We start from the raw sequence: 20,285 nt of genomic DNA on the forward strand, positions 1-20,285 counted from the left end.
GCCACCCTTCAGGTTTGTCGCGACCGGGCCGAAATCCTATCAGACCTCCGGTGTAAACGCTGCTGCTCAGCGCTACACATCTTGGCAGAAACAGCCTTTAGGCTTTGGTCGAGTGGGTGGTTGGACAAAAGCATGCTGGGATGTACCTGACAATAAAAAGAATCCGGGGTGAGCGTTGCATGAAGACTCTACGAAGCATGTCGATCAGCCGTCGTTTGTGGCTGATTCTGGTGGTGGCCGTGGTAATGCTGCTGACCTTGGGCCTGTTGATGCTCAGGCAGATCCACGGTGACCTGTACCAGGCCAAAGCGCAGAAAACCCGGCATGTGGTAGAAACGGCCGCCGGCGTACTGGCCTACTACCAGGGCCTTGAGGCCGCCGGCACCCTGAGCCGCGAAGCGGCGCAACAGCAAGCCTTGAGCGTGGTGCGCGGCCTGCGTTATGACCAGAACGACTACTTCTGGATCAATGACCTGGGGCCCACGATGATCATGCACCCGGCCAACCCCAAGCTCGACGGTCAGGATCTGTCTGCCGTACGCGACCCGGACGGTTTTGCCGTGTTCAACGAGATGGTTGCACTGGCCAAGGCCGAGGGCGCCGGCAACATTGGCTACCGCTGGCCCAAGCCAGGTGCCAGCGACCCGGTGGAAAAGACGTCCTACATTCAGTTGTTCAAGCCCTGGGGCTGGATCATCGGTTCAGGCGTGTATATCGACGACATGCAGGCCGAGTTCATGCGCCAATTGCGCGACGCCTCATTGCTGGGGCTGGGCATTGCGCTGGTCATGACCCTGCTGGTGGTGTTGATTGCACGCAGTATCTCCCGGCCGTTGCAGGATGCCGTGCACGCGATGGCCATGATTGCCAGTGGCGACAGTGACCTGACCCGCCGTCTGGACACCCATGGTCACGATGAGGTCACCCAGCTTGGCGAACACTTCAACCGCTTCACCGGCAGGTTGCAGGGCGTGATCGGCCAGTTGCAGGGCGCGGCCCATGCCCTGGGGCAGTCGGCGCTGGATGTCAGCAGCAATGCCAACCAGGCTCAGCAGCGCAGCGAGCAGCAATCGCAACAGATGGAGCAAGTGGCAACGGCAATCAACGAAGTGACCTACGCGGTGCAGGACGTGGCCAGGAATGCCGAGCAAGCCTCGACAGAAATGCACGATGCCCAGCAGCGTGCCCAGCAGGGCCAGCACAGTATTCACGGCAGCCTGCAACAGATCGATCAGTTGTCGGGCACTATCGATGAAGCCGTCAAAGTGATCCAGACCCTGGCCAGCCAGAGCACGCGCATTGGCAGCGTGCTGGAAGTGATCCGCTCAATTGCCGAACAGACCAACCTGTTGGCACTCAACGCGGCCATCGAAGCGGCACGCGCCGGTGAACAAGGCCGGGGCTTTGCCGTGGTTGCCGACGAGGTGCGCCTGCTGGCGCAGCGCACCCAGCAATCAACGGCTGAAATCCAGTCGATGATCGAGCACCTGCAGGGTCAGTCCGAAGCCGCGGTAAAAGCCATCGACGCCAGCAGCGAAGCCTCGCGCCAGACCATTGCCCAGGCCAGTGAAGCCGGTGTCAGCCTTGACGCCATCAGCCAGGCCCTGCACAACCTCACGGCGCTGAACGCCTCGATCGCCAGCGCCACCTTGCAGCAGTCCCATGTGGTCGAGGAGATCAACCGCAATGTCACCGATACCGCCGACCTGTCGCGCCAGACGGCAACTGCCGCGCTGCAGTCGAGCAGTGCCGGTGCGGCGTTGAATCAGTTGCGTGAGCAACTGGACAGCTTGCTCGGGCAATTCCGCGTCTAGCTCTCCCCCAGGGGGCTGCCTGGCGGCCCCTTGCAAACTACGCATCCAGCGTGGCACGAGGTACAATCCCCGCCCTTTCCCGAACCTGCCTAGGAACGCCGATGTCCGGCCTCGAATTGTTCGCCGCCGTGCTCGGCGTTATTGCCGTATGGCTCACCACCCGGCAGAACCCCTGGTGCTGGCCGATCGGCCTGGTCATGGTATTGCTCTACAGCTGGATATTCTTCGAGGTACGCCTGTACTCGGACATGCTCCTGCAACTGGTATACGCCGTGCTCCAGCTCTACGGCTGGTGGCAATGGACCCGTCCCGGCAACGAGCAACTCGCCCGCCAGGTCAGCTACCTACCCGTCCAGCCGATGCTGTTCAGTCTCGGCCTGGGTTTACTGGGCAGCCTGGCCCTGGGCGTTGCCATGTCGACCTGGACCGATGCCGCGCAACCCTGGCTAGACGCCGCCCTCACAGGCTTCAGCCTGGTCGCGCAATGGTGGATGGCACAAAAGCGCGTACAGTGCTGGCCTTTGTGGATAGTGCTGGATGTGATCTTTGTCGGGCTGTTCCTTTATAAAGGGCTGTACCTGACCGCCGCACTCTATGCATTGTTCACCCTCATCGCCGTGCAGGGCTGGTACGCCTGGCGGCGTGATCCGGCGGTATCTGCCTCATGAAAGTACTGGTGCTGACCGGCCCCGAATCCAGTGGCAAAAGCTGGCTCAGTGGCGAGATCCAGGCGCATTTCGGTGGCGAGTTGGTGGGCGAGTACGTGCGCCACTTTATCGACGAACAAGGCCGCGACACCTGCTACGCTGACATACCAGCTATTGCCCGCGGCCAACTGGCCTGGGAAGACAGCGCCCGTGCCCACCGGCCTGAACTGTTGATTCTCGACACGCACCTGCTGAGCAACATGCTCTGGAGCCGGGCGTTGTTCGGCGATTGCCCCGGCTGGATCGAACAGGCGTTGCTTGAACGTACCTATGACCTGCACCTGCTGCTTGATCCCGTTGGCGTCAGTTGGGTCGGCGATGGTCAGCGCTGCCAGCCTGAACTGGGCCAACGGCAGGCATTCTATGCCGACAGCCTGCACTGGCTGCAGCGCCATCGCCAGCCGGTACAGATCATTGGTGGCGACTGGCCCCAGCGCAGTGCCGCAGCGCTCAGCGCGGTACAGCAATTGCTAGGGGGAAAATCCCCTGCTTGCCCCACCGAGTGTTAAGCCACTGACACACCCCTGTGGGCGATAGTCCCCGTAAATGCGCATCAGCCCCCAGTTCTGGGGGCGTTGTTACACCCGTGATACATCCCGCCAAAAACCCCTTCGGGTAAGCCCACCAGCGGGCTAAGCGCAAACGCGCAGAAATTCTGTCTCAGTGGTGATACAGCAAAATACCGGTACGTTTAGCTTGGCGCGTCAACCCATTGATTCCACTGTAAATGTCAAAACCGGCACACCTTCTGCTCTCCTCCTTGCAACGCTGAACAGGGCCAGCGCACCCAAGAAGGAATTGCCATCGTGAGGAATTTGAACAAAGGCATAAATCGCCTCCTGTTGATCGGCTGTGCACTGGGGTCAAGCTTATGCTTGCCTGTCCAGGCGGAGAACGGAATTATCATCATTACGCGTGATGTGCAGCCGCGTAATGCGATGCGCCCGCCGCTCGCGCCCGACCCCTACCCCGTCACCGCCAATGCCAATCCGTCCGCACAAATTCTCAAGCAGACCAATGAACTGAGTGACGGCGACTTCGCCAACATCAGTAGCGGTGCGGGCATCTCCTCGCTGATCACCCAACAGACCAACAACCTGGGCGGCAACATCAACCACCAGAGCCAGTTGCCCAACCTCGCCGGCGGACGCTCCACCGGGTCAGGAAACGGCATCTCCAACATGGTCAATTCAAGTGTCCAGAAAGGTCTGGCGCCCTTGCAGATCCTGACCGGAGGCAAGTGAGATGAGGCACACGCTGCTGATTCTGGCCACGTTATGCAGTGCACCGGCCTTCGCCGAATCCCTCGTACCCGTCATCAACACCGCCACCATCGACAACTCCGGTGCGCAATACCAAGGCAACATGGCGGTCAACCAGGCGGCCGGCGACCTCCAGCAACAGGCCAATGCCCGGGCCTTTGCGGTGGGGCATGAAGCCAGCGCAACCACCGAGATCCGACAACGGCTACGTTCCGAGGTCGATCCCAGGATGGATGCCCAATCCAGCATCCAGGGCAATTCCTTCAGCAACGGCAGCGGTGCGCTGGGTGTCAACCAGAGCGCAGGCGCCAGTACCCAGCAAGCGAATGCGGTGCGCATCAGTATCAGCACCCAGCCGCAAAGCATCGACGACAGCGTCCTCATGCAACAGAACGTGGCGCTGCTCAACACCTCCGACTCGACTGACTCTGCACTCGGCAACCGCCAGGTCACTACCAGTGACCAGGCATTCACCGGTAGCCGCGGGGTGATTCAGTTGAATCAGAGCGCCGGGGTGGGAAACCGCATGGCAAACACCCTCAGCGTACGGGTCGCGGACTGACCCAAACAGGTAAGAACAACACTTAACCTAAAATAAAGTACGGAGAATCACCATGAAACCCTCGATGGCACTCAAGCCTCTGGTTTTCGCAATTGCTGCGGTCATGGCTGTTGCTGTACAAGCGGATCAAAACGACAAGCGTGGCAACGGCCACCACCACAACAATAACAACCACACTCCACCGGCAAAAATGGTCCCGATCAACGCGACCGCCAATGCCAACGACAGGCAAAGCAGCACCAACAACAAAATCGTCAACCAAGGTACTGAAAACTCGGCTGAGATGAGTTCTTCCGCCTCGGGCACCAGCGGCAACGTTGGCGTCAACGTGGCAGCAGGCGCAGGCAACCAACAAGACAACGCGGCGGCCATTGCCAACGCGTCCTCTGACAACAGTGCCATCGACAACAGTTTTGTCTTTGGCACTTCCGAAGCCACCTCACGCGTGACCCAAACCAGCAACAACAACAAGGTCTACAACTACGGCAGCACCAACTCGGCAGTCATGAGCGCGTCGGGTAGCGAAGGCAGCGGCAACATGGGCATCAACATTGCTGGTGGCGATCTGAACCAGCAGAAAAACACCATGGCAATCGCCAACACCAATGCACCGCTCGGCAACGCCACGGCTACCGCTTCGGCTAACCAAAGCGGCCCTGGCCTGGTTGTAGAAAACAACGCCGACCGGACCTACCGTGTCGATACGCTGACCTTCACCACCAGCTCCAGCGGCTCGTTCTCCCGCGATGGGACCTTCGATGCCAGCGTAGACAAGAGCTCGTCGTCGAGCTCGAGCGAAAACGGCTCGTGGAACACTGCCTCCAACGGCTCCAACAGCTGGAGTGCCAATGGCTCCAACAGCTCGTCGGCCAGCGGTTCCAACAGCTCGTCGGCAAGCGGGTCCAACAACTCGTCGTCCAGCGGTTCGCTCACTGCGAGTGCCAACGGCACCAACAGCTCCTCGTCCAGCGGCACTAACAGCAGCGATCATAGCTCTTCGTCGAGCTCTACCCTCACCGCTTCGCTTGATGCCGCTGCCGGGGCCAGCGTGACCAATACCCGTGACAACAACGGCAACGTCAATACGCGCACCCAAAGCATCGATGCTTCGGCAAACGCCAACCTCAATGCATCGCTGGAAACCTCGCACGAAGGCTCGTCGAACTCGTCGTTCGACAGGACCCGTGACTCGTCGTTTGATCGCTCGCTGGACGTGTCGTATGACAAGTCTCGCGAATCGTCCTATGACAAAACTCGCGAGTCTTCCTACGACCGGTCGCGCGAATCGTCGTTCGACAAGTCGCTAGAGTCCTCGTTCGACAAGTCGGCCTCGGCCTCGTATGACAAAGCCAAAGAAGCGTCTTCGGAGTCTTCGGACAGCATCTCGAAGAGCTACAGCGAAGCTAACTCGTACGACCTGAGCAACACCATCTCGTTCCAGGTGTTGACCCCTACCGGCTGGGCTAACCCTGTAACCAACACTGCAACCCTGAGCGGTTCGGTGAATGGTGGCAGCGGCAACCTCGGCGTCAACGTGGCTGCCGGTGTCGGCAACCAACAAAGCAACTCGCTGGCCATCTCCAACCAATCGTTCTGATTGTTTTGGCCTGGAGGCCCCCTTCGGGGGGCCTTTTCTCAACAGAACCAGAAGGCAGCTGAACATGCGCATTATCGCCTTGGCGTTGTTGCTCTGCGTGACCAGTCTGAGCGAAGCAGCACAAATGCCCCTTTCCGTTCTGCCGGGTGGCGCGGTGGTGTTCAAACCCATCCAGAGCGTGCGCGAGCGCAAATTTGCCGACCTGGTGCAACAAAAAACCGACTTCAGTTGTGGCGCCGCTGCGCTGGCAACCATCTTGCGTCAGGCCTATTGGCTGGACGTGAATGAAGAACAGATTATCGAAGGCATGCTGGCGCACGCCGATCAGGACCTGGTCCGCGTTCAGGGCTTCTCCATGCTCGACATGAAAAAGTACGTGGAAAGCCTCGGCATGCGTGCCCGCGGTTACCGGGTAGCCCCGGAAACCCTGCAAAGCGTGCGGATTCCGGTGGTGGTCCTGATGGACATCCGCGGCTACAAGCACTTTGTGGTGATGCAAAAGGTCGACAAAGGCTGGGTGTATATCGGTGATCCGGTGCTTGGTCACAAGCGCTACACCGTCGATGACTTCGTAAAAGGCTGGAACGGCATCATCTTTGCCATCATCGGTCAGGGTTACGACAAGACCAATGCCTTGCTCGACCCACCGCTGCCGCTGACCGCCAAGAACCGGATTAACAACTTCACCCCGGTTCAAGACGCAGAGTTGATGGATTTCGGCTTTATTCAAAGCGACTTCTTCTAATGACAAGGGAGCACGACGCTCCGGGAGCATCCAATGAAGACTCCACTCTGGCTGGCCGTGGTCTGCATGGCCGCCAGCCTGCCGACCCAGGCACAGTCGTTCAAACCCATCGAACTGAAAGACCAGGAGCTGGCGAACCTGCGCGGCCGCTATGTGTTGCCCGGACGCATCGTCAGCTTCGGTATTGTCATGACCAGTACCTGGCAGAACGCTAATGGCGAAGTAATCGGCGCCACATCCTCGATGCAGATCCAGCAATCGACCATCAAGCCGCAGTTCTATGTGTCGATGATCAACGAAAAAGGCAATGGCGCGGCAAGCACACAAAACAACAGCACAGGCGCCGTAACCGGCACCGTTACCGGCGGCAGCGGCCTCAACACCACCGAGGGCGTCACCCAGGTGGTGCGAGCTGCCGGCGATAACAACACGGCCTACAACAACGTTGATATCAACGTCAGCAAAGCCAACCAGGCACCCGCCGTGCAACAGCAAGGCGAAGCACTGGCCGCAGGCTCCACCCTGGTGGGTGCCAACGGCGCAGGCTCGCTGAGTGTTTCCTCAACCGGTACCGGTGTGCAGCTCAACATTGTCGCCAACAACAACCAGGGCAGCACCGTGCAACGCCTGGCCCAGGGCGGGCTGATGCAGAACACGACATTGCTTGGCGGTGGCAACCGAGTGAACAACCTGACCTCCCTCAACGTCGTGCTGCGTGACAACGTGCCGACAGCCGGGTCGCTGAACAGCAACCTGGACCAGCTTAAAGGTCTTCGCACTCTCGGATACTGATCTACGCTCAGTCTCATCAATTGCAGTCAGAAGGGACGGCTAACCCATGCAACGATCGTTGACGCTCAGGGCTATTGTCTGTTTGAGCACCCTGACTCCAGCCACATTGCTTTACGCAGCGCCAGACCCTCAGGTCGAAGCACTAAAAAAAGAACTCATGGAGCTGAAACAGCGGTACGAAGCACAACAGAACGCGTTGATGGTCCTCGAACAGCGCGTTCGCCAAGTCGAAGAAGCACCGGCAACCCCGGTCCCCAAACGCCTGACCAAATCCCCCGCGGAAACCACCCGGGGTGGCCAGACGGTTGCCGCCGGCGCACCAGGGACCACAAGCAGTTCCTACGGACAGTCGCTCAAAGACGACTCGGAGCCGGCGCAGAGCGTTTCCAACCTGTATGACGAAGCCAGCGGCTTCTTCGGTGGCGGCAAGTTCAGCGTCGAAACCGGCCTTACCTATACCCATTACGATACCCGTGCCCTGGTACTCAACGGTTTCCTGGCGCTGGACTCGATTTTCCTCGGCAATATCAACCTGGACCGGATCAAGGCCGATAACTGGACCCTGGACCTGACCGCCCGCTATAACGTCGCCCAGCGTTGGCAATTCGACATTAACGTTCCGGTGGTCTACCGCGAGTCGACCTATTCGTCCGGCGGTGCCGGCGGCGCCGGCCCGGTCACCTCCGATGCGACCGTGACCCGCGACCCGACCATCGGCGATATCAACGTCGGCGTTGCCTACAAATTCATCGATGAGTCGGAAAACTGGCCTGATGCGGTCGCCACCCTGCGCGTCAAGGCGCCAACCGGTGATGATCCCTACGGCATCAAACTGGTCAACGACCCCAGCAACGACAACCTGTCGGTACCTCAAGACCTGCCGACCGGTAATGGTGTCTGGGCGATCACGCCCGGTCTCTCGCTGGTCAAGACCTTCGACCCGGCCGTCCTGTTCGGCAGCCTGTCGTACACCTACAACATGCAGGATTCGTTCAGCGACATCAGCCCCACGATCAACACCAAAGTGCCAGGTGACGTGAAACTTGGCGATTCCTGGCAGATCGGTGCGGGTATTGCCTTTGCCCTGAACGAGAAGATGAGTATGTCGTTTTCGTTCTCAGACCAGTTTGCCCGCAAAAGCAAGATCAAGCCCGATGGTGGCGACTGGCAGTCGGTACCCAGCAGCGACTACAACGCCGCCAACTTCAACATCGGCATGACCCTGGCCGCCACCGACAGCCTGACCATCGTGCCAAACCTGGCCATCGGCCTGACCGACGATTCGCCGGACTTCTCTTTCAGCTTGAAGTTTCCGTATTACTTCTAACGCTGACGCCCATGAAAAAGCCCGCTTCTGCGGGCTTGTTCATGGTTCTTCACGGAATCGCGGGGGGACTGTGATTCTTGGGTTGGGTTGGGTTGGGTTGGGTTGGGTTGGGTTGGGTTGGGTTGGGTTGGCGAGCTTATCCATTTGATGTGGCGACGCTCACAGCCTCAGCCTATCAAACAACCAAACGTTCACCGTATCTGATGCTTGTGCAACAACCGGTAGAACGTGGGCCGGGAAATACCCAGCACCTTGGCGGCAATGCTCAAATTGTCACTGTGCCGGTTGAGCACATCACACAACGCCTGGCGCTCGGCCAGGTGCTTGTAGTTTTCAAGCGTTCCCATGCTGGGCACAAATGCATTCTGACTGTGCAACCCCAGGTCCTGCGCCTCGATCTGCCGGCCTTCGGCCAACACCAGGCCCCGCCTCACGCGGTTGGCCAGTTCGCGCACATTGCCCGGCCAGTCATGTTTGCCCATCGCCATCAACGCGTCTTCGCTGAAACTGCGAGGGCGCCGTCCGGTTTCCAGGCTGTAGAAATGAGCAAAGTGATTCGCCAGCATCGACAGATCGCCATGCCGGTCACGCAACGGTGCAGTAACCACCTGCAAGACATTCAGCCGGTAATACAGGTCCTCGCGAAAGCGGCCACGGGCAATGGCCTGCTCCAGGTCGACGTGGGTTGCAGCCAGTACCCGCACATCAACATCAATCGGCTGGCTGCCGCCCACCCGTTCGATGTGTTTTTCCTGAAGGAAACGCAGCAGGTTGGCTTGCAGCTCCAGCGGCAGGTCACCAATTTCATCGAGAAACAACGTGCCACCGTTGGCCGCCTCGATACGGCCGATCTTGCGTTGGTGGGCACCGGTAAAAGCGCCTTTTTCGTGGCCGAACAGCTCGGACTGGATCAGGTGCTCCGGCATTGCGCCGCAATTGATCGCCACAAAGGGTTTGTCCCGTCGCTGTGACTGGCGGTGCAGGGTCCGCGCCACCAGCTCCTTGCCCGTCCCGCTTTCGCCGCGGATCAGCACCGGCGACTCGGTCGGCGCAAGCTTGCTGAGCCATTTGCGCAGCTCGCGAACAGGGCGGCTGTCACCCAGCAGCTCATGATCGGCCTCATCGACGTGCACGGTACCCTTGCCACGCAGGCGCGCCATGCCGAATGCGCGCCCGATGGTGACCTGCACCCGCGACACGTCAAATGGCAGGGTGTGGAAATCAAAGAACCATTCACAGACGAAGTCGCCAACGTTCTGCATGCGCAGTTCGTCGGCGCCGAGTACGGCGATCCACTCGGTTTTGCTGCGTTTGATCAGGTCTTTGACCGCATCCGGATGCTTGAGGTGTGACGCCTGCAGGCGCAGCAAGCCGACATCACAGGGATGCTCCAGGGCAGAGGCCAATGTACAGCTGTGAACATCCCAGCCGACATTGCGCAGGCCCGGTAATAAACGATGACAATCATCGCAAGGATCGACGATCAGCAGGCGGCGGTTGGATGCAGGCTCAAGCATGACCTTTCCTTGGCGCCAATTGATGGATTTTTAATAGAAACAGCAAGTTGGCGGACCCGTTTGTAACAGTAGCAACGATGCGTCAAACGCCCAGTACCGTCTGTCAGTAAAGCAATGACATGCGATAGCAGCCGGGAATCTTTTTTAACTTTCAGCGTCACAGCCGCCAAGTGTTACAACTTTTTGCGACATGTGAAAAAAGTTTCGTTTTGTTGTGACTTACCCCGGTGCTGCGTGCATCAGTACAAGTAACCCACCGCCAACGCGGTTGTTAATTATCTTGTTTGGCCCACAGAGAGACCGAACCCATGAACGCCCCGCTCCGTGTCAACGAAGCACTGCTGATTGCCGACCACGCCTTCGAACCGTTCCAGTGTGTTGCCTGGGACTCGCCGAACGGCACGGGTGAACTAAGCCTGACAGTGATCGACCGGACCAGCACGCGCATTGGCAGCAAGCAAGTGCCAAGCAGCACCTACTCCGATCCTGCGCAACTGGCCAGCCTGATTGAAGAAATGCGTGCCGAATTGAAAAAACAAGGGTGCGCTCTGCAACCCTGGTCGATGCCAGCATAAAGCGTGGCAGTACTTCAATTGCCAATGGTTGCGCACCGAGTCACGGTGCGTACCAGGCAATTAAGTTGTTACATTTATATGGCTGCGACACATAGCCGCAGTATTGCCAACAGCATGTTGCGCGCGCGGCTTAATTAATTAAAACCTTGAAACTTTCAATTGAACGGTAGTCGGCCTCCAACTGCTGCGCCAATAACCGTGCACGCCCTAATCGCACCGGCGAACACTCCATGTCCACCAGTACACTCGGACACGGCAACGGCAGTAGTGGCTCCCAGGCCTTCAATCGACCATCGGTCAGTACCAGGCAACGTTGCTGTTCATCCGGATGACGCCGTTGGCGCGCCAGCAGCCAATGCCGTGCCTGTTCAAGGGCGGCGAGTAGCGGAGTCCCCCCACCTGCCCCGAGGTTTTCAAGCCAGGGCTGCAAAGCCATTGAGGCTTTCAGGCCATGACGCTGCCAACGTGGTGCATTACCGCTGGCGGTAAGCAAGGTCAGCCGTGCGCGCTGGCGATAAGCGTGATCAAAGAAGCTGGCCAACAGGCCCTTGGCCTGGCTCAAGGCCTGATAGCGACGGGTAGACGCCGAGGCATCGACGATCACCAGCCACAGTTCATTGGCGCTGGCCGTGCGTTGCTGCCAGCACAGGTGACGGCGCTGCGTCGGGCGGCCTTTGAGCAAGGTGGCCGGCCACGCTACCTTGCCCTGCTCGGCCTCGCGGGCACGCCCGCGCTGCCCCTGCTTGATCGCGCCTGCCCGAGGCTTGGCATCCGTTGTCTGCGACCGACGGATGCTCAGGGCTTTTTTGCCCAGTTCGGCACCTCGCGCCGGGCCCCGGTCGCTGTGGCCTCTGGAGGCATTTCGCCCCAGGCACCCTGGCCTTGTTGCGTGCTGCCAGCATCGCCGCCCTGTGGTGGTTCGGCCGAGCGCTGCGGCGGCGATTGAGGCGTTTCGCGGCGCCGGTGACGCAGGGCAAAATCAGCGACTGCGTCAATATCCTGCGCTTCGATAGCGATCCCACCGCGCCAGGCCGCATGGGCCCGGGCGGCACGCAGCCAGACCAGGTCGGCGCGCACGCCATCGACACCTGCGGCAAAGCAGCGCTCGGTGATCTGCGCCAGGGCATGATCGTCCAGGGCAATCTGCGTCAGGCGTTCGCGCGCACCCTGGCAGCGGACGCGCAATTGCTGTTGTGCCCCGGCCCACGCCTGACAGAACGCCTGCGGGTCGGCATCGAAATCCAGACGCCGCCGAATGATCATCCCGCGTGCCTGCGGTTCCGGTTGCCCCTCAAGGGCGACATTGAGACCGAAACGGTCGAGCAACTGCGGACGCAGTTCGCCTTCTTCCGGGTTCATGGTACCGATCAATACGAAACGAGCGCTGTGACGGTGGGAGATACCGTCACGTTCGACGCGGTTGGTGCCACTGGCGGCGACATCCAGCAGCAGGTCGACCAACGGGTCTGCCAGCAGATTGACCTCATCGACGTACAACACGCCGCCATCGGCCTTGGCCAGTACACCGGGCGAGAACTGTGCCTTGCCCTGCCCCAGCGCGGCATCCAGATCGAGAGTGCCGACCAGGCGTTCTTCACTGGCACCCAGTGGCAGTGTGACGAAGGGACCTTCACCCAACAGATCCGCCAGCCCGCGAGCCAGCGTGCTCTTGGCCATGCCTCGAGGCCCTTCGATCAGTACGCCACCGATCTTCGGATCAATGGCCGTGAGGCACAAGGCCAGTTTCAGCTCATCGGCGCCGACCACGGCAGACAGGGGGAAATGTACGGGTTCAGTCATCTCAGTTCTCTTCTTCGCCGTCCAGCAGGTGCTCTTCCAAGGCCTCCCGGTAAGCACCGGGTGCCTCCCACAGGCCGCGCTGCTGCGCTTCAAGCAGGCGCTCGGTAATATCACGCAAGGCCTGAGGATTATGCTGGCGGATAAAGTCACGGGTCGGGCCATCGAGTACATAAGCCTCGGCCAGCGACTGGTAATGGTGGTCATCGATCAAATGCGTGGTGGCATCGAACGCGAACAGATTATCGACGGTCGCGGCCAGTTCGAAGGCACCTTTGTAACCATGGCGTTTGACCCCGTCGATCCATTTGGGGTTGAGCGCTCGGGCACGGATCACGCGGTTCAGCTCTTCTTTGAGCGTGCGTATACGTGGCCGGTCCGGCTGGCTGTGATCGCCGTGATAACTGGCTACGCGAGTACCGCCCAGGCTTTCCACGGCAGCCAGCATGCCGCCCTGGAACTGGTAGTAGTCGTTGGAGTCGAGCAGGTCATGCTCATGGTTGTCCTGGTTCTGAATAACCGCCTGAACCTGGCTCAGGCGCCGGGCGAAATCGGCCCGTGCCGGTGTACCCTCATCTGCAGCGCCATAGGCATAGCCACCATGATTGAGGTAGACCTCGGCCAGGTCTTTGCGCTCGTTCCACAGGTGCCCGTCGATAGCATTCTGCACGCCGGCGCCATAGGCCCCGGGTTTTGCCCCGAATATCCGCCAGCCCGCCTGACGCGCCGCCTGTTCCTGGCTTACGCCCTGACGCTCCAGCTCGGCACGTTCGCTGCGCACGCGGGCAGCCAGCGGGTTGAGGTCGTCCGGCTCGTCCAATGCAGCCACGGCCTGGACCGCTGCATCGAACAGTTTGATGAGGTTGCCAAAGGCATCACGGAAGAACCCCGAAACACGCAACGTCACATCCACCCGTGGACGGTCCAGCAGGCTCAGGGGCAGAATTTCAAAGTCATCGACGCGCTGGCTTCCACTGGCCCACACCGGGCGCACGCCGAGCAGGGCCATGGCCTGGGCGATATCGTCACCGCCGGTACGCATGGTCGCCGTGCCCCACACCGACAGGCCTAACTGGCGCAAGTGATCACCGTGATCCTGCAGATGACGCTCCAGAATCAGGTTGGCCGAGGCAAAACCGATGCGCCATGCCGTGGTGGTCGGCAGGTTGCGGACATCGACGGTATAGAAGTTGCGGCCGGTTGGCAGCACATCCAGGCGCCCGCGACTCGGTGCGCCGCTGGGCCCTGCCGGAACAAAGCGGCCCTGCAGGGCCGCCGACAAACCGGCAAGCTCCGCAGGGCCACAGGCATCCAGCTGGGGCGCAATATGTTGCTGCAAGCCCTCAAGTACCGCACGGGCATCGCCCCACAACGGCGCATCGGGCAGGATCGCGCCGCCGTTAACGGTTTGCTCGATGAGCTCGGCAGCGAGTGTCTCCAGGCGTTCACGGGTGTCGCCCATTGTTCGCCATAGCGCAGGGTCCTGCGCTAGCAACATTGCCGGGCGCGGGCCCTGCCAAGGCTGGCCAAGGTCACAGTCAAGCGGGTCAAAGCCCAGTTGCAGCGCGCGAGCCAAAGCCCGCAGCAGGCTGGCATTGGTACCACGGCCATCGCCGCGCTCTACGCGCAACAGGGCCAGTAAAGTATCGATACGCAAGCGGCCGGCCGGTGATTCACCGAACACATGCAGGCCATCGCGAATCTGCGACTCCTTGAGGTCACACAGGTAGGTGTCCAGGCGCGGCAACCATACGGCGGCGTCATCCAGCGCCCCCTCAAGCTGCAGCTCACGGTCGATATGGTTATCGCGCACCAGTGCCAGAATGTCCCGTTGCAGTTCGCGCGCTCGACGCGGGTCGAGCAACTGGGCCTCATAGTACTCGTCGGCCAGGGCCTCCAGGTGACGCAGCGGGCCATAGGTTTCGGCGCGGGTCAGCGGCGGCATCAAATGATCGATGATCACTGCCTGGGTGCGCCGTTTGGCCTGGGCGCCCTCGCCCGGGTCGTTGACGATAAACGGATAGATGTTGGGCAGCGGCCCGATCAGTGCATCCGGCCAGCATTGGGCAGACAAGCCGACACCTTTGCCCGGCAACCATTCCAGGTTGCCGTGCTTGCCTACGTGTATCAGTGCATCGGCGGCAAAGCCATGGCGCAGCCAGAAATAAAACGCCAGGTAGCCGTGCGGCGGCACCAGATCCGGGTCGTGGTAGACCGCACTCTGGTCCAACTGGTAACCACGGGCAGGCTGGATGCCGACGAACGTCAGGCCAAAGCGCAGACCGGCGACCATCATTCGTCCGCTGCGGAACATCGGGTCTTGCTCGGGATGCCCCCAACGTTCCAGTACGGCCTGCTGGTTGGCCTGGGGCAACGCGGCAAAGGCACGTTGGTAGTCCTCCAGGGCCATGCTTTGCAGGCAGGGGCGCTGGTCGAGGCTGTCCAGGTCGTTGCTGACACCGCCGAGCAGTGCCTGGATCAGAGCCGTGCCGCTGTCGGGCAACTCGCTCAGCGGATAACCCTGCGCCTTCAATGCCCGCAGAATGTTCAACGCCGCCGCGGGGGTATCAAGGCCGACACCGTTGCCGATGCGGCCGTCGCGGGTCGGGTAGTTGGCCAGGATCAAGGCCACACGTTTCTGCGCATTGGGCAGATGCGCCAGCGCACACCAGCGCCGCGCCAGCTCGGCGACAAAATCCATGCGCTCGGCATGCGGGCGATAGCAGACCACGTCCGACTGGCTGCGCTCGCTGCGCCAGGCCAGGTCCTTGAAGCTGACCGGCCGGGTGATGATGCGCCCGTCCAGCTCCGGCAACACGATATGCATGGCCAGGTCACGAGCACCAAGGCCCTGCTCGCTGGCGGCCCAGCCGGGTTCGTTGTCCTGGGCGCAAATCGCCTGCAGCACCGGAATGTCCCGGCGAAACGGCCGCAGGTGCGGTTGTTCGGGGCTGGATTGGGCAAAGCCTGTGGTGTTGATGATCAGCGCGGCGTCGACCTGGTCCAGCCAGTCTTCTACCTGGCTCAGGCAACCGGCCTCTTTGAGGCTCGCGACCGCGATGGGAAGCGGGTTGAGCCCGGCAAGCTGCAAGCGCTCGCAGAATGTGTCGATAAAAGCCGTATTGGCCGCCTGCAGGTGCGAGCGATAGAACAGTATCGGCACCACCGGTTGCTCGACCTGCCAGTCTGCATACCAGTCGGCGAGTTCGGCGCTAGCCTTGCGCGGGTGATACACCGCCGTACGCGGCAGCTGTTGCGGCTCGCTCCAGGGGTAGTCGCGCTGCAGCCACTGGCTAGCCAGGCAGTTGAACAGGTTCAACGCATTGGCCTTGCCGCCCTGGCGCAAAAAGTGCCAGAGCCGCTCGGCCTGCGCCGGGGCCACAGTACTCAGGCGGGTGAGCTCCGGATCGGGTCGGTCGTCGCCCGGCACCAGAATCAACTGCACGCCACGCGCCGCCAGCTCCAATAACTGCTCGACGCCATAGCGCCAATAGCCAACGCCGCCGTGCAGCGACACCAGAATCACCTTGGCGTGACGCAGTACCTCGTCGACATACAGGTCGACCGAGGCATGGTTTTGCACCTGCATCGGGTTGGCCAGACGCAGGCTGGGAAAATCCTCGGGCAACTGCTGGGCGGTTTCGGCCAGCAGTGCCAGGTGCGAATCACCGCTGCAGAGAATTACCAGCTCGGCCGGGGTCTGGCCGAGGTCGGCAATGCTGTCGTCCGGTACAAAACCACCGGGTTGGGTCCGCAGCAGGTGCATGGATCAAGCGCCCAGGGCGGCGCGCAGGCTCGCTTCCAGTTGCAGCGCATCCAGTTCCTGGCCGATCAGCACCAGGCGCGTGGTGCGCGGCTCTTCGCTGCGCCAGGCGCGATCGAAGTGTTTATCGAAACGGGTGCCTACACCCTGAATCAGCAAACGCATCGGTTTACCCGGGATCGCGGCAAAGCCTTTGACCCGCAGAATGCCGTGCTGCACCACCAGTTGGGTCAGGGCATCAAGCAGCAGGCTTTCGTCGGCTTCAGGCAGCTCGATGGAGATCGAGTCGAACGCATCGTGGTCATGATCATCGTGATCATCGTCGTCGAGGTGCGAATCGTGGTGCGTGCGGCGGCCATCGATGTGCGCCTCGGACTCGGCGCCCAGGCCCAACAGCACTTCCAGCGGCAGGCGACCGCTGCTGGCTTCGATCACCTTGACCGCTGGCGGCAGCTCTTCCTGCACTTCGGCACGGACCTTGGCCAGGTCATCGGCAGCAATCAGGTCGGCCTTGTTCAACACCACAAGGTCGGCACTGGCCAGCTGGTCAGCAAACAGCTCATGCAGCGGCGACTCGTGGTCCAGGTTCGGGTCAAGCTTGCGTTGGGCATCGACCTGCTCGGGGTAAGCGGCGAAGGTGCCAGCGGCCACGGCCGGGCTGTCGACGACGGTGATGACCGCGTCAACCGTGCAGGCATTGCGGATTTCCGGCCACTGGAACGCCTGAACCAGCGGTTTTGGCAACGCCAGGCCGCTGGTTTCGATCAGGATGTGGTCGAGGTCGCCACGACGGGCCACCAGTTCGCGCATCACCGGGAAGAACTCTTCCTGTACGGTGCAGCACAGGCAGCCGTTGGCCAGCTCGTAGACGCGGCCGTTGGCCTCTTCCTCGGTGCAGCCGATGCTGCATTGCTTGAGGATTTCGCCGTCGATGCCCAGCTCGCCGAATTCGTTGACGATCACCGCAATGCGGCGGCCCTGGGCATTGTCGAGCATATGCCGCAGCAGCGTGGTTTTACCCGAGCCGAGAAAGCCGGTCACGATGGTGACGGGGAGTTTTGCCAGTGTTTTCATGTCGTCGATGCCCTTGGCAGGATGGCGGGCATGCGGGACGAGAGCCTCAGGCAGCATTACCTGGGCGCGTTCGCCACCGGATCACCCCGCCCGGTTTATGTCGGAAACTGATCGAGGCAGGTCTCCTGGCTTGCATTGCACAGGCACAGGGCCCGTTGAACGACGCCTTCCCGCAGGGACGCAGTGGCTGTGTCGAACGCTTCAATGCTTACAGTTGCGGGGGCAGCCGCGGCTTTGACCGCGTTCCCGTCTTAGCTTCGGCCAGCGCCGAAGAACCTCGAAAGCGCAAGGCTACGCAGTGCCCGGTAAGCGGTCAACTGCTGTCACGATTGACGCCTGCGCTCGCCCGTGATTTGCTAGCGCCATTCGTTTGGGTGCCCTTCAATGGGTGAAACTGGGAAACCGGTGCGTCATGCGCTGCTACACGTGCGGCATGACAAGTCCGGTGCTGCCCCCGCAACGGTAAGTGAGAAAAGCGTCTGAACCACTGTGCCTGCAGTCCGGCATGGGAAGGAGGCGCCTTTGGCGGAGCACCTGCTCGCCCTCATCAGCCCGGAGACCGGCCCGACACTGATCTGACAAACCCGCGGTGGGCGGGCGCTGTTGCAACCCCTGGGCGAAGTTCGTGCAGGGGTTTCCTGCGCTTGCCTGTTGCTGACAACACCAAAAGGAAAGCGCCATGCCTATCACCACCGCCAGTCACTCTGCTGTTACCCCTTCCAGCCTCAGCCAGCGCCTGCTGGTTGCCGTCGGTGCCTCGCTGCTGGGCCTGTGCCTGGTCTACTTCGCCGGTTTCTCGCATATCGAAGCCGTGCACAACGCTGCGCACGATACCCGCCACAGCGCCGCCTTCCCTTGCCACTGAGTGCCGTCCGATGATCAAGCGTATTGCACGTACCGCAGGGTTTGCCGGCCTGCTGGCGGCCCTGTTGTTGACCCTGCTGCAAAGCTTCTGGGTTGCCCCCCTGATTCTTCAGGCCGAAACCTATGAAAGCGCAGCCCCGGCGGTAGAGGCGCACGAACATGCGCCAGGGGTTGCCGCCGACCACCACCACGACAGCGAAGCCTGGTCGCCGGAAGATGGCTGGCAGCGCGTGCTCTCGACCACCGGTGGCAACCTGGTGGTCGCCGTCGGCTTTGCCCTGATCCTCGCCGCGCTGTACACCCTGCGCGCACCAAAAACAGTCATCAGCGGTGCCCTGTGGGGCCTGGGCGGTTTTGCCGTGTTCTGCCTGGCGCCAACCCTGGGCCTGCCACCGGAGTTGCCGGGTACCGCTGCCGCCGATCTGGCCCAACGCCAGGCCTGGTGGGTAGGCACCGCAGCCGCCACCGCAGCCGGGCTGGGGTTGATCGCGTTCGCCCACAACTGGCTGTTCAAAGCGCTGGGCGTGGTGCTGCTGGTGGTGCCTCATGTGATCGGCGCGCCGCAGCCGGAGGTTCATGAAATGCTGGCACCAGAAGCCCTGGAAGCCGAGTTCAAGGTTGCCTCCCTGCTGACCAACGCCGCGTTCTGGCTGGCCCTGGGCCTGATCAGCGCCTGGCTGTTCCGTCGTCCGAGCCAGGCCTGAAGCCCGTGCAATTGTTCGTCGGCCTGGGGTGCCGACGAGGTTGTCCGGTGGAAACGCTGGCCAGCTTGCTGGAGCAGACCCTCAAGGCCCACGACCTGCCACAGGCAGCCGTCGCGGGCCTTGCCAGTATCGATCTCAAGCAGCATGAGCCCGGGCTGCAGCAACTGGCCCGGCAACTCAATGTACCCCTGCTGTTCTTTTCCGTACCCCAACTGGCTGCTTTCGAGCAGCAATTGAGCCATCGGTCTACGGTGTCCTACCAGCACACCGGTTGCTATGGCGTTGCCGAAAGCGCGGCCTTGGCCCTGGCCGAGCACCTCACAGGCGCTGCGCAGTTGTGCGTTACCCGCACCCTGCTCAGCGATGCCAGCCTGGCATTGGCGACAAGCCCCCGGTTTGGCCGATAATTCCCGCTTTCTCTCCTAGGATTTCCCATGACTGTCTACTTCATCGGCGCAGGTCCCGGCGATCCGGACCTGATCACCGTCAAGGGCCAGCGCCTGATTCATCGCTGCCCGGTGATCATCTATGCCGGTTCGCTGGTACCCGCCGCCGTCCTGGAAGGGCACAGCGCCCAGACCGTCATCAACAGCGCCGAGCTGCACCTGGCACAAATCATCGACGCCATGCAGCTTGCTCACCAACAGGGACTGGATGTCGCCCGCGTGCACAGCGGCGACCCGAGCCTGTATGGCGCCATTGGTGAGCAGATCCGTTACCTGCGCGAGCTGGGTATTCCCTACGAAATCGTCCCTGGCGTTACTGCGGTGGCCGCCAGTGCCGCCCTGCTCGGCTGTGAACTGACCCTGCCGGACATCGCCCAGACCGTAATCCTCACCCGTTACGGCGACAAATCACCGATGCCTGCCGGAGAGCAACTGGCCGACCTGGCCCGCCACCGCACGACCCTGGCGATTCACCTGGGGGTCAAGCATCTGGAGAGGATCGTCGAGGAACTGCGCCCGCACTACGGCGGTGACTGCCCGATTGCTGTGGTCCATCGCGCGACCTGGCCCGATCAGGACTGGGTGCTCGACACCCTTGATGGTATTGTCCGGCAGGTACAGGCCAAGGGCTTTCGCCGTACCGCGCTGATTCTCGTCGGCCATGTGCTGGCCAGCGACGGCTTTGCCGAGTCGGCGTTGTACCGTGCCAGCCATGCCCATCTTTATCGCCCCTGAGCGA

The 20,285-nt window shown here is 61.3% G+C and carries 19 protein-coding genes and 2 riboswitches; of the genes, 14 read left to right on the forward strand and 5 right to left on the reverse strand.

Annotated features, from left to right (window positions below; all coding sequences use genetic code 11):
• Positions 1-179: 179 nt before the first annotated feature.
• The 9 genes from I5S59_RS18955 (at position 180) to I5S59_RS18995 (ending at position 8,806) form a co-directional block, all read left to right on the forward strand.
• The gene (locus I5S59_RS18955) at positions 180-1,814 is read left to right on the forward strand and encodes a methyl-accepting chemotaxis protein (protein ID WP_197877991.1); all 1,635 of its coding nucleotides are present in this window, start codon (positions 180-182) and stop codon (positions 1,812-1,814) included.
• A 101-nt stretch (positions 1,815-1,915) separates the two neighbouring features.
• Positions 1,916-2,482 carry a nicotinamide riboside transporter PnuC gene (gene pnuC / locus I5S59_RS18960; protein WP_197877992.1) on the forward strand — a complete coding sequence of 189 codons (567 nt, stop codon included), beginning with the start codon at positions 1,916-1,918 and terminating at the stop codon, positions 2,480-2,482.
• Complete coding sequence (locus I5S59_RS18965) at positions 2,479-3,030, forward strand: AAA family ATPase (RefSeq protein WP_197877993.1); 552 nt, start codon at positions 2,479-2,481, stop codon at positions 3,028-3,030. The genes pnuC and I5S59_RS18965 overlap by 4 nt, the downstream gene beginning before the upstream one ends.
• 297 nt (positions 3,031-3,327) lie before the next feature.
• The gene (locus I5S59_RS18970) at positions 3,328-3,765 is read left to right on the forward strand and encodes a hypothetical protein (protein ID WP_197877994.1); all 438 of its coding nucleotides are present in this window, start codon (positions 3,328-3,330) and stop codon (positions 3,763-3,765) included.
• A gap of 1 nt (position 3,766) precedes the next feature.
• A complete protein-coding gene (locus I5S59_RS18975) occupies positions 3,767-4,345 on the forward strand; it encodes an adhesin (RefSeq protein ID WP_197877995.1) in 579 nt (192 codons plus the stop codon).
• A gap of 52 nt (positions 4,346-4,397) precedes the next feature.
• The gene (locus I5S59_RS18980) at positions 4,398-5,942 is read left to right on the forward strand and encodes a heme utilization protein (protein WP_197877996.1); all 1,545 of its coding nucleotides are present in this window, start codon (positions 4,398-4,400) and stop codon (positions 5,940-5,942) included.
• 64 nt (positions 5,943-6,006) lie between these two features.
• Complete coding sequence (locus I5S59_RS18985) at positions 6,007-6,687, forward strand: C39 family peptidase (protein WP_197877997.1); 681 nt, start codon at positions 6,007-6,009, stop codon at positions 6,685-6,687.
• Between the two features lie 33 nt (positions 6,688-6,720).
• Positions 6,721-7,479, forward strand: a complete 759-nt coding sequence (locus tag I5S59_RS18990; RefSeq protein WP_197877998.1) for a hypothetical protein — start codon at positions 6,721-6,723, stop codon at positions 7,477-7,479.
• Positions 7,480-7,525: 46 nt separating this feature from the next.
• Complete coding sequence (locus tag I5S59_RS18995) at positions 7,526-8,806, forward strand: hypothetical protein (RefSeq protein WP_197877999.1); 1,281 nt, start codon at positions 7,526-7,528, stop codon at positions 8,804-8,806.
• A 191-nt stretch (positions 8,807-8,997) separates the two neighbouring features.
• On the opposite strand, the gene I5S59_RS19000 is transcribed toward I5S59_RS18995, so the two are convergent.
• A complete protein-coding gene (locus I5S59_RS19000; protein ID WP_197878000.1) occupies positions 8,998-10,323 on the reverse strand; it encodes a sigma-54 dependent transcriptional regulator in 1,326 nt (441 codons plus the stop codon).
• Between the two features lie 308 nt (positions 10,324-10,631).
• Between I5S59_RS19000 and I5S59_RS19005 the strand changes: the two genes are divergently transcribed.
• A complete protein-coding gene (locus I5S59_RS19005; RefSeq protein WP_128325365.1) occupies positions 10,632-10,898 on the forward strand; it encodes a hypothetical protein in 267 nt (88 codons plus the stop codon).
• A gap of 130 nt (positions 10,899-11,028) precedes the next feature.
• On the opposite strand, the gene I5S59_RS19010 is transcribed toward I5S59_RS19005, so the two are convergent.
• The 4 genes from I5S59_RS19010 to cobW are packed head-to-tail and all read right to left on the reverse strand — an operon-like array spanning position 11,029 to position 17,532.
• A complete protein-coding gene (locus I5S59_RS19010; RefSeq protein WP_332262087.1) occupies positions 11,029-11,646 on the reverse strand; it encodes a vWA domain-containing protein in 618 nt (205 codons plus the stop codon).
• A gap of 47 nt (positions 11,647-11,693) precedes the next feature.
• Positions 11,694-12,698: an ATP-binding protein gene (locus tag I5S59_RS19015; protein ID WP_197878001.1), complete on the reverse strand. Its 1,005-nt coding sequence runs from the start codon at positions 12,696-12,698 to the stop codon at positions 11,694-11,696.
• A 1-nt stretch (position 12,699) separates the two neighbouring features.
• A complete protein-coding gene (gene cobN / locus I5S59_RS19020; protein ID WP_197878002.1) occupies positions 12,700-16,461 on the reverse strand; it encodes a cobaltochelatase subunit CobN in 3,762 nt (1,253 codons plus the stop codon).
• A gap of 3 nt (positions 16,462-16,464) precedes the next feature.
• A complete protein-coding gene (gene cobW / locus I5S59_RS19025; protein WP_197878026.1) occupies positions 16,465-17,532 on the reverse strand; it encodes a cobalamin biosynthesis protein CobW in 1,068 nt (355 codons plus the stop codon).
• Between the two features lie 97 nt (positions 17,533-17,629).
• Positions 17,630-17,827, reverse strand: a riboswitch (cobalamin riboswitch).
• Between the two features lie 60 nt (positions 17,828-17,887).
• Positions 17,888-18,115: riboswitch (cobalamin riboswitch) on the forward strand.
• A gap of 96 nt (positions 18,116-18,211) precedes the next feature.
• Here cobW and I5S59_RS19030 point away from each other — a divergent pair.
• Genes I5S59_RS19030 through cobM form a run of 4 tightly spaced genes read left to right on the forward strand, consistent with a single transcriptional unit; the run spans position 18,212 to position 20,281 of the window.
• On the forward strand, positions 18,212-18,397 hold the full coding sequence (locus I5S59_RS19030) for a CbtB domain-containing protein (protein WP_128325369.1): 186 nt from the start codon (positions 18,212-18,214) through the stop codon (positions 18,395-18,397).
• A 10-nt stretch (positions 18,398-18,407) separates the two neighbouring features.
• Positions 18,408-19,100, forward strand: a complete 693-nt coding sequence (locus I5S59_RS19035) for a CbtA family protein (protein WP_197878003.1) — start codon at positions 18,408-18,410, stop codon at positions 19,098-19,100.
• Positions 19,101-19,105: 5 nt separating this feature from the next.
• The gene (locus I5S59_RS19040; RefSeq protein WP_332262086.1) at positions 19,106-19,507 is read left to right on the forward strand and encodes a cobalamin biosynthesis protein; all 402 of its coding nucleotides are present in this window, start codon (positions 19,106-19,108) and stop codon (positions 19,505-19,507) included.
• 27 nt (positions 19,508-19,534) lie between these two features.
• Positions 19,535-20,281 (forward strand): precorrin-4 C(11)-methyltransferase, encoded by a 747-nt coding sequence (gene cobM, locus I5S59_RS19045; protein ID WP_197878004.1) that lies wholly within the window; start codon positions 19,535-19,537, stop codon positions 20,279-20,281.
• The last annotated feature ends 4 nt before the right edge of the window (positions 20,282-20,285 follow it).

The sequence above is a fragment of the Pseudomonas alkylphenolica genome (assembly GCF_016009175.1).
Lineage (GTDB): Bacteria > Pseudomonadota > Gammaproteobacteria > Pseudomonadales > Pseudomonadaceae > Aquipseudomonas > Aquipseudomonas alkylphenolica_B.

Coding starts and splice junctions, on each gene's coding strand:
- pnuC (WP_197877992.1), top strand. CDS start 1,916: ATGTCCGGCCTCGAATTGTTCGCCGCCGTGCTCGGCGTTATTGCCGTA.
- I5S59_RS18985 (WP_197877997.1), top strand. CDS start 6,007: ATGCGCATTATCGCCTTGGCGTTGTTGCTCTGCGTGACCAGTCTGAGC.
- cobW (WP_197878026.1), bottom strand. CDS start 17,532: ATGAAAACACTGGCAAAACTCCCCGTCACCATCGTGACCGGCTTTCTC.
- cobM (WP_197878004.1), top strand. CDS start 19,535: ATGACTGTCTACTTCATCGGCGCAGGTCCCGGCGATCCGGACCTGATC.
- I5S59_RS19030 (WP_128325369.1), top strand. CDS start 18,212: ATGCCTATCACCACCGCCAGTCACTCTGCTGTTACCCCTTCCAGCCTC.
- cobN (WP_197878002.1), bottom strand. CDS start 16,461: ATGCACCTGCTGCGGACCCAACCCGGTGGTTTTGTACCGGACGACAGC.
- I5S59_RS18965 (WP_197877993.1), top strand. CDS start 2,479: ATGAAAGTACTGGTGCTGACCGGCCCCGAATCCAGTGGCAAAAGCTGG.
- I5S59_RS18995 (WP_197877999.1), top strand. CDS start 7,526: ATGCAACGATCGTTGACGCTCAGGGCTATTGTCTGTTTGAGCACCCTG.
- I5S59_RS19035 (WP_197878003.1), top strand. CDS start 18,408: ATGATCAAGCGTATTGCACGTACCGCAGGGTTTGCCGGCCTGCTGGCG.
- I5S59_RS18980 (WP_197877996.1), top strand. CDS start 4,398: ATGAAACCCTCGATGGCACTCAAGCCTCTGGTTTTCGCAATTGCTGCG.
- I5S59_RS18955 (WP_197877991.1), top strand. CDS start 180: ATGAAGACTCTACGAAGCATGTCGATCAGCCGTCGTTTGTGGCTGATT.
- I5S59_RS19000 (WP_197878000.1), bottom strand. CDS start 10,323: ATGCTTGAGCCTGCATCCAACCGCCGCCTGCTGATCGTCGATCCTTGC.
- I5S59_RS18990 (WP_197877998.1), top strand. CDS start 6,721: ATGAAGACTCCACTCTGGCTGGCCGTGGTCTGCATGGCCGCCAGCCTG.
- I5S59_RS19005 (WP_128325365.1), top strand. CDS start 10,632: ATGAACGCCCCGCTCCGTGTCAACGAAGCACTGCTGATTGCCGACCAC.
- I5S59_RS19015 (WP_197878001.1), bottom strand. CDS start 12,698: ATGACTGAACCCGTACATTTCCCCCTGTCTGCCGTGGTCGGCGCCGAT.
- I5S59_RS18975 (WP_197877995.1), top strand. CDS start 3,767: ATGAGGCACACGCTGCTGATTCTGGCCACGTTATGCAGTGCACCGGCC.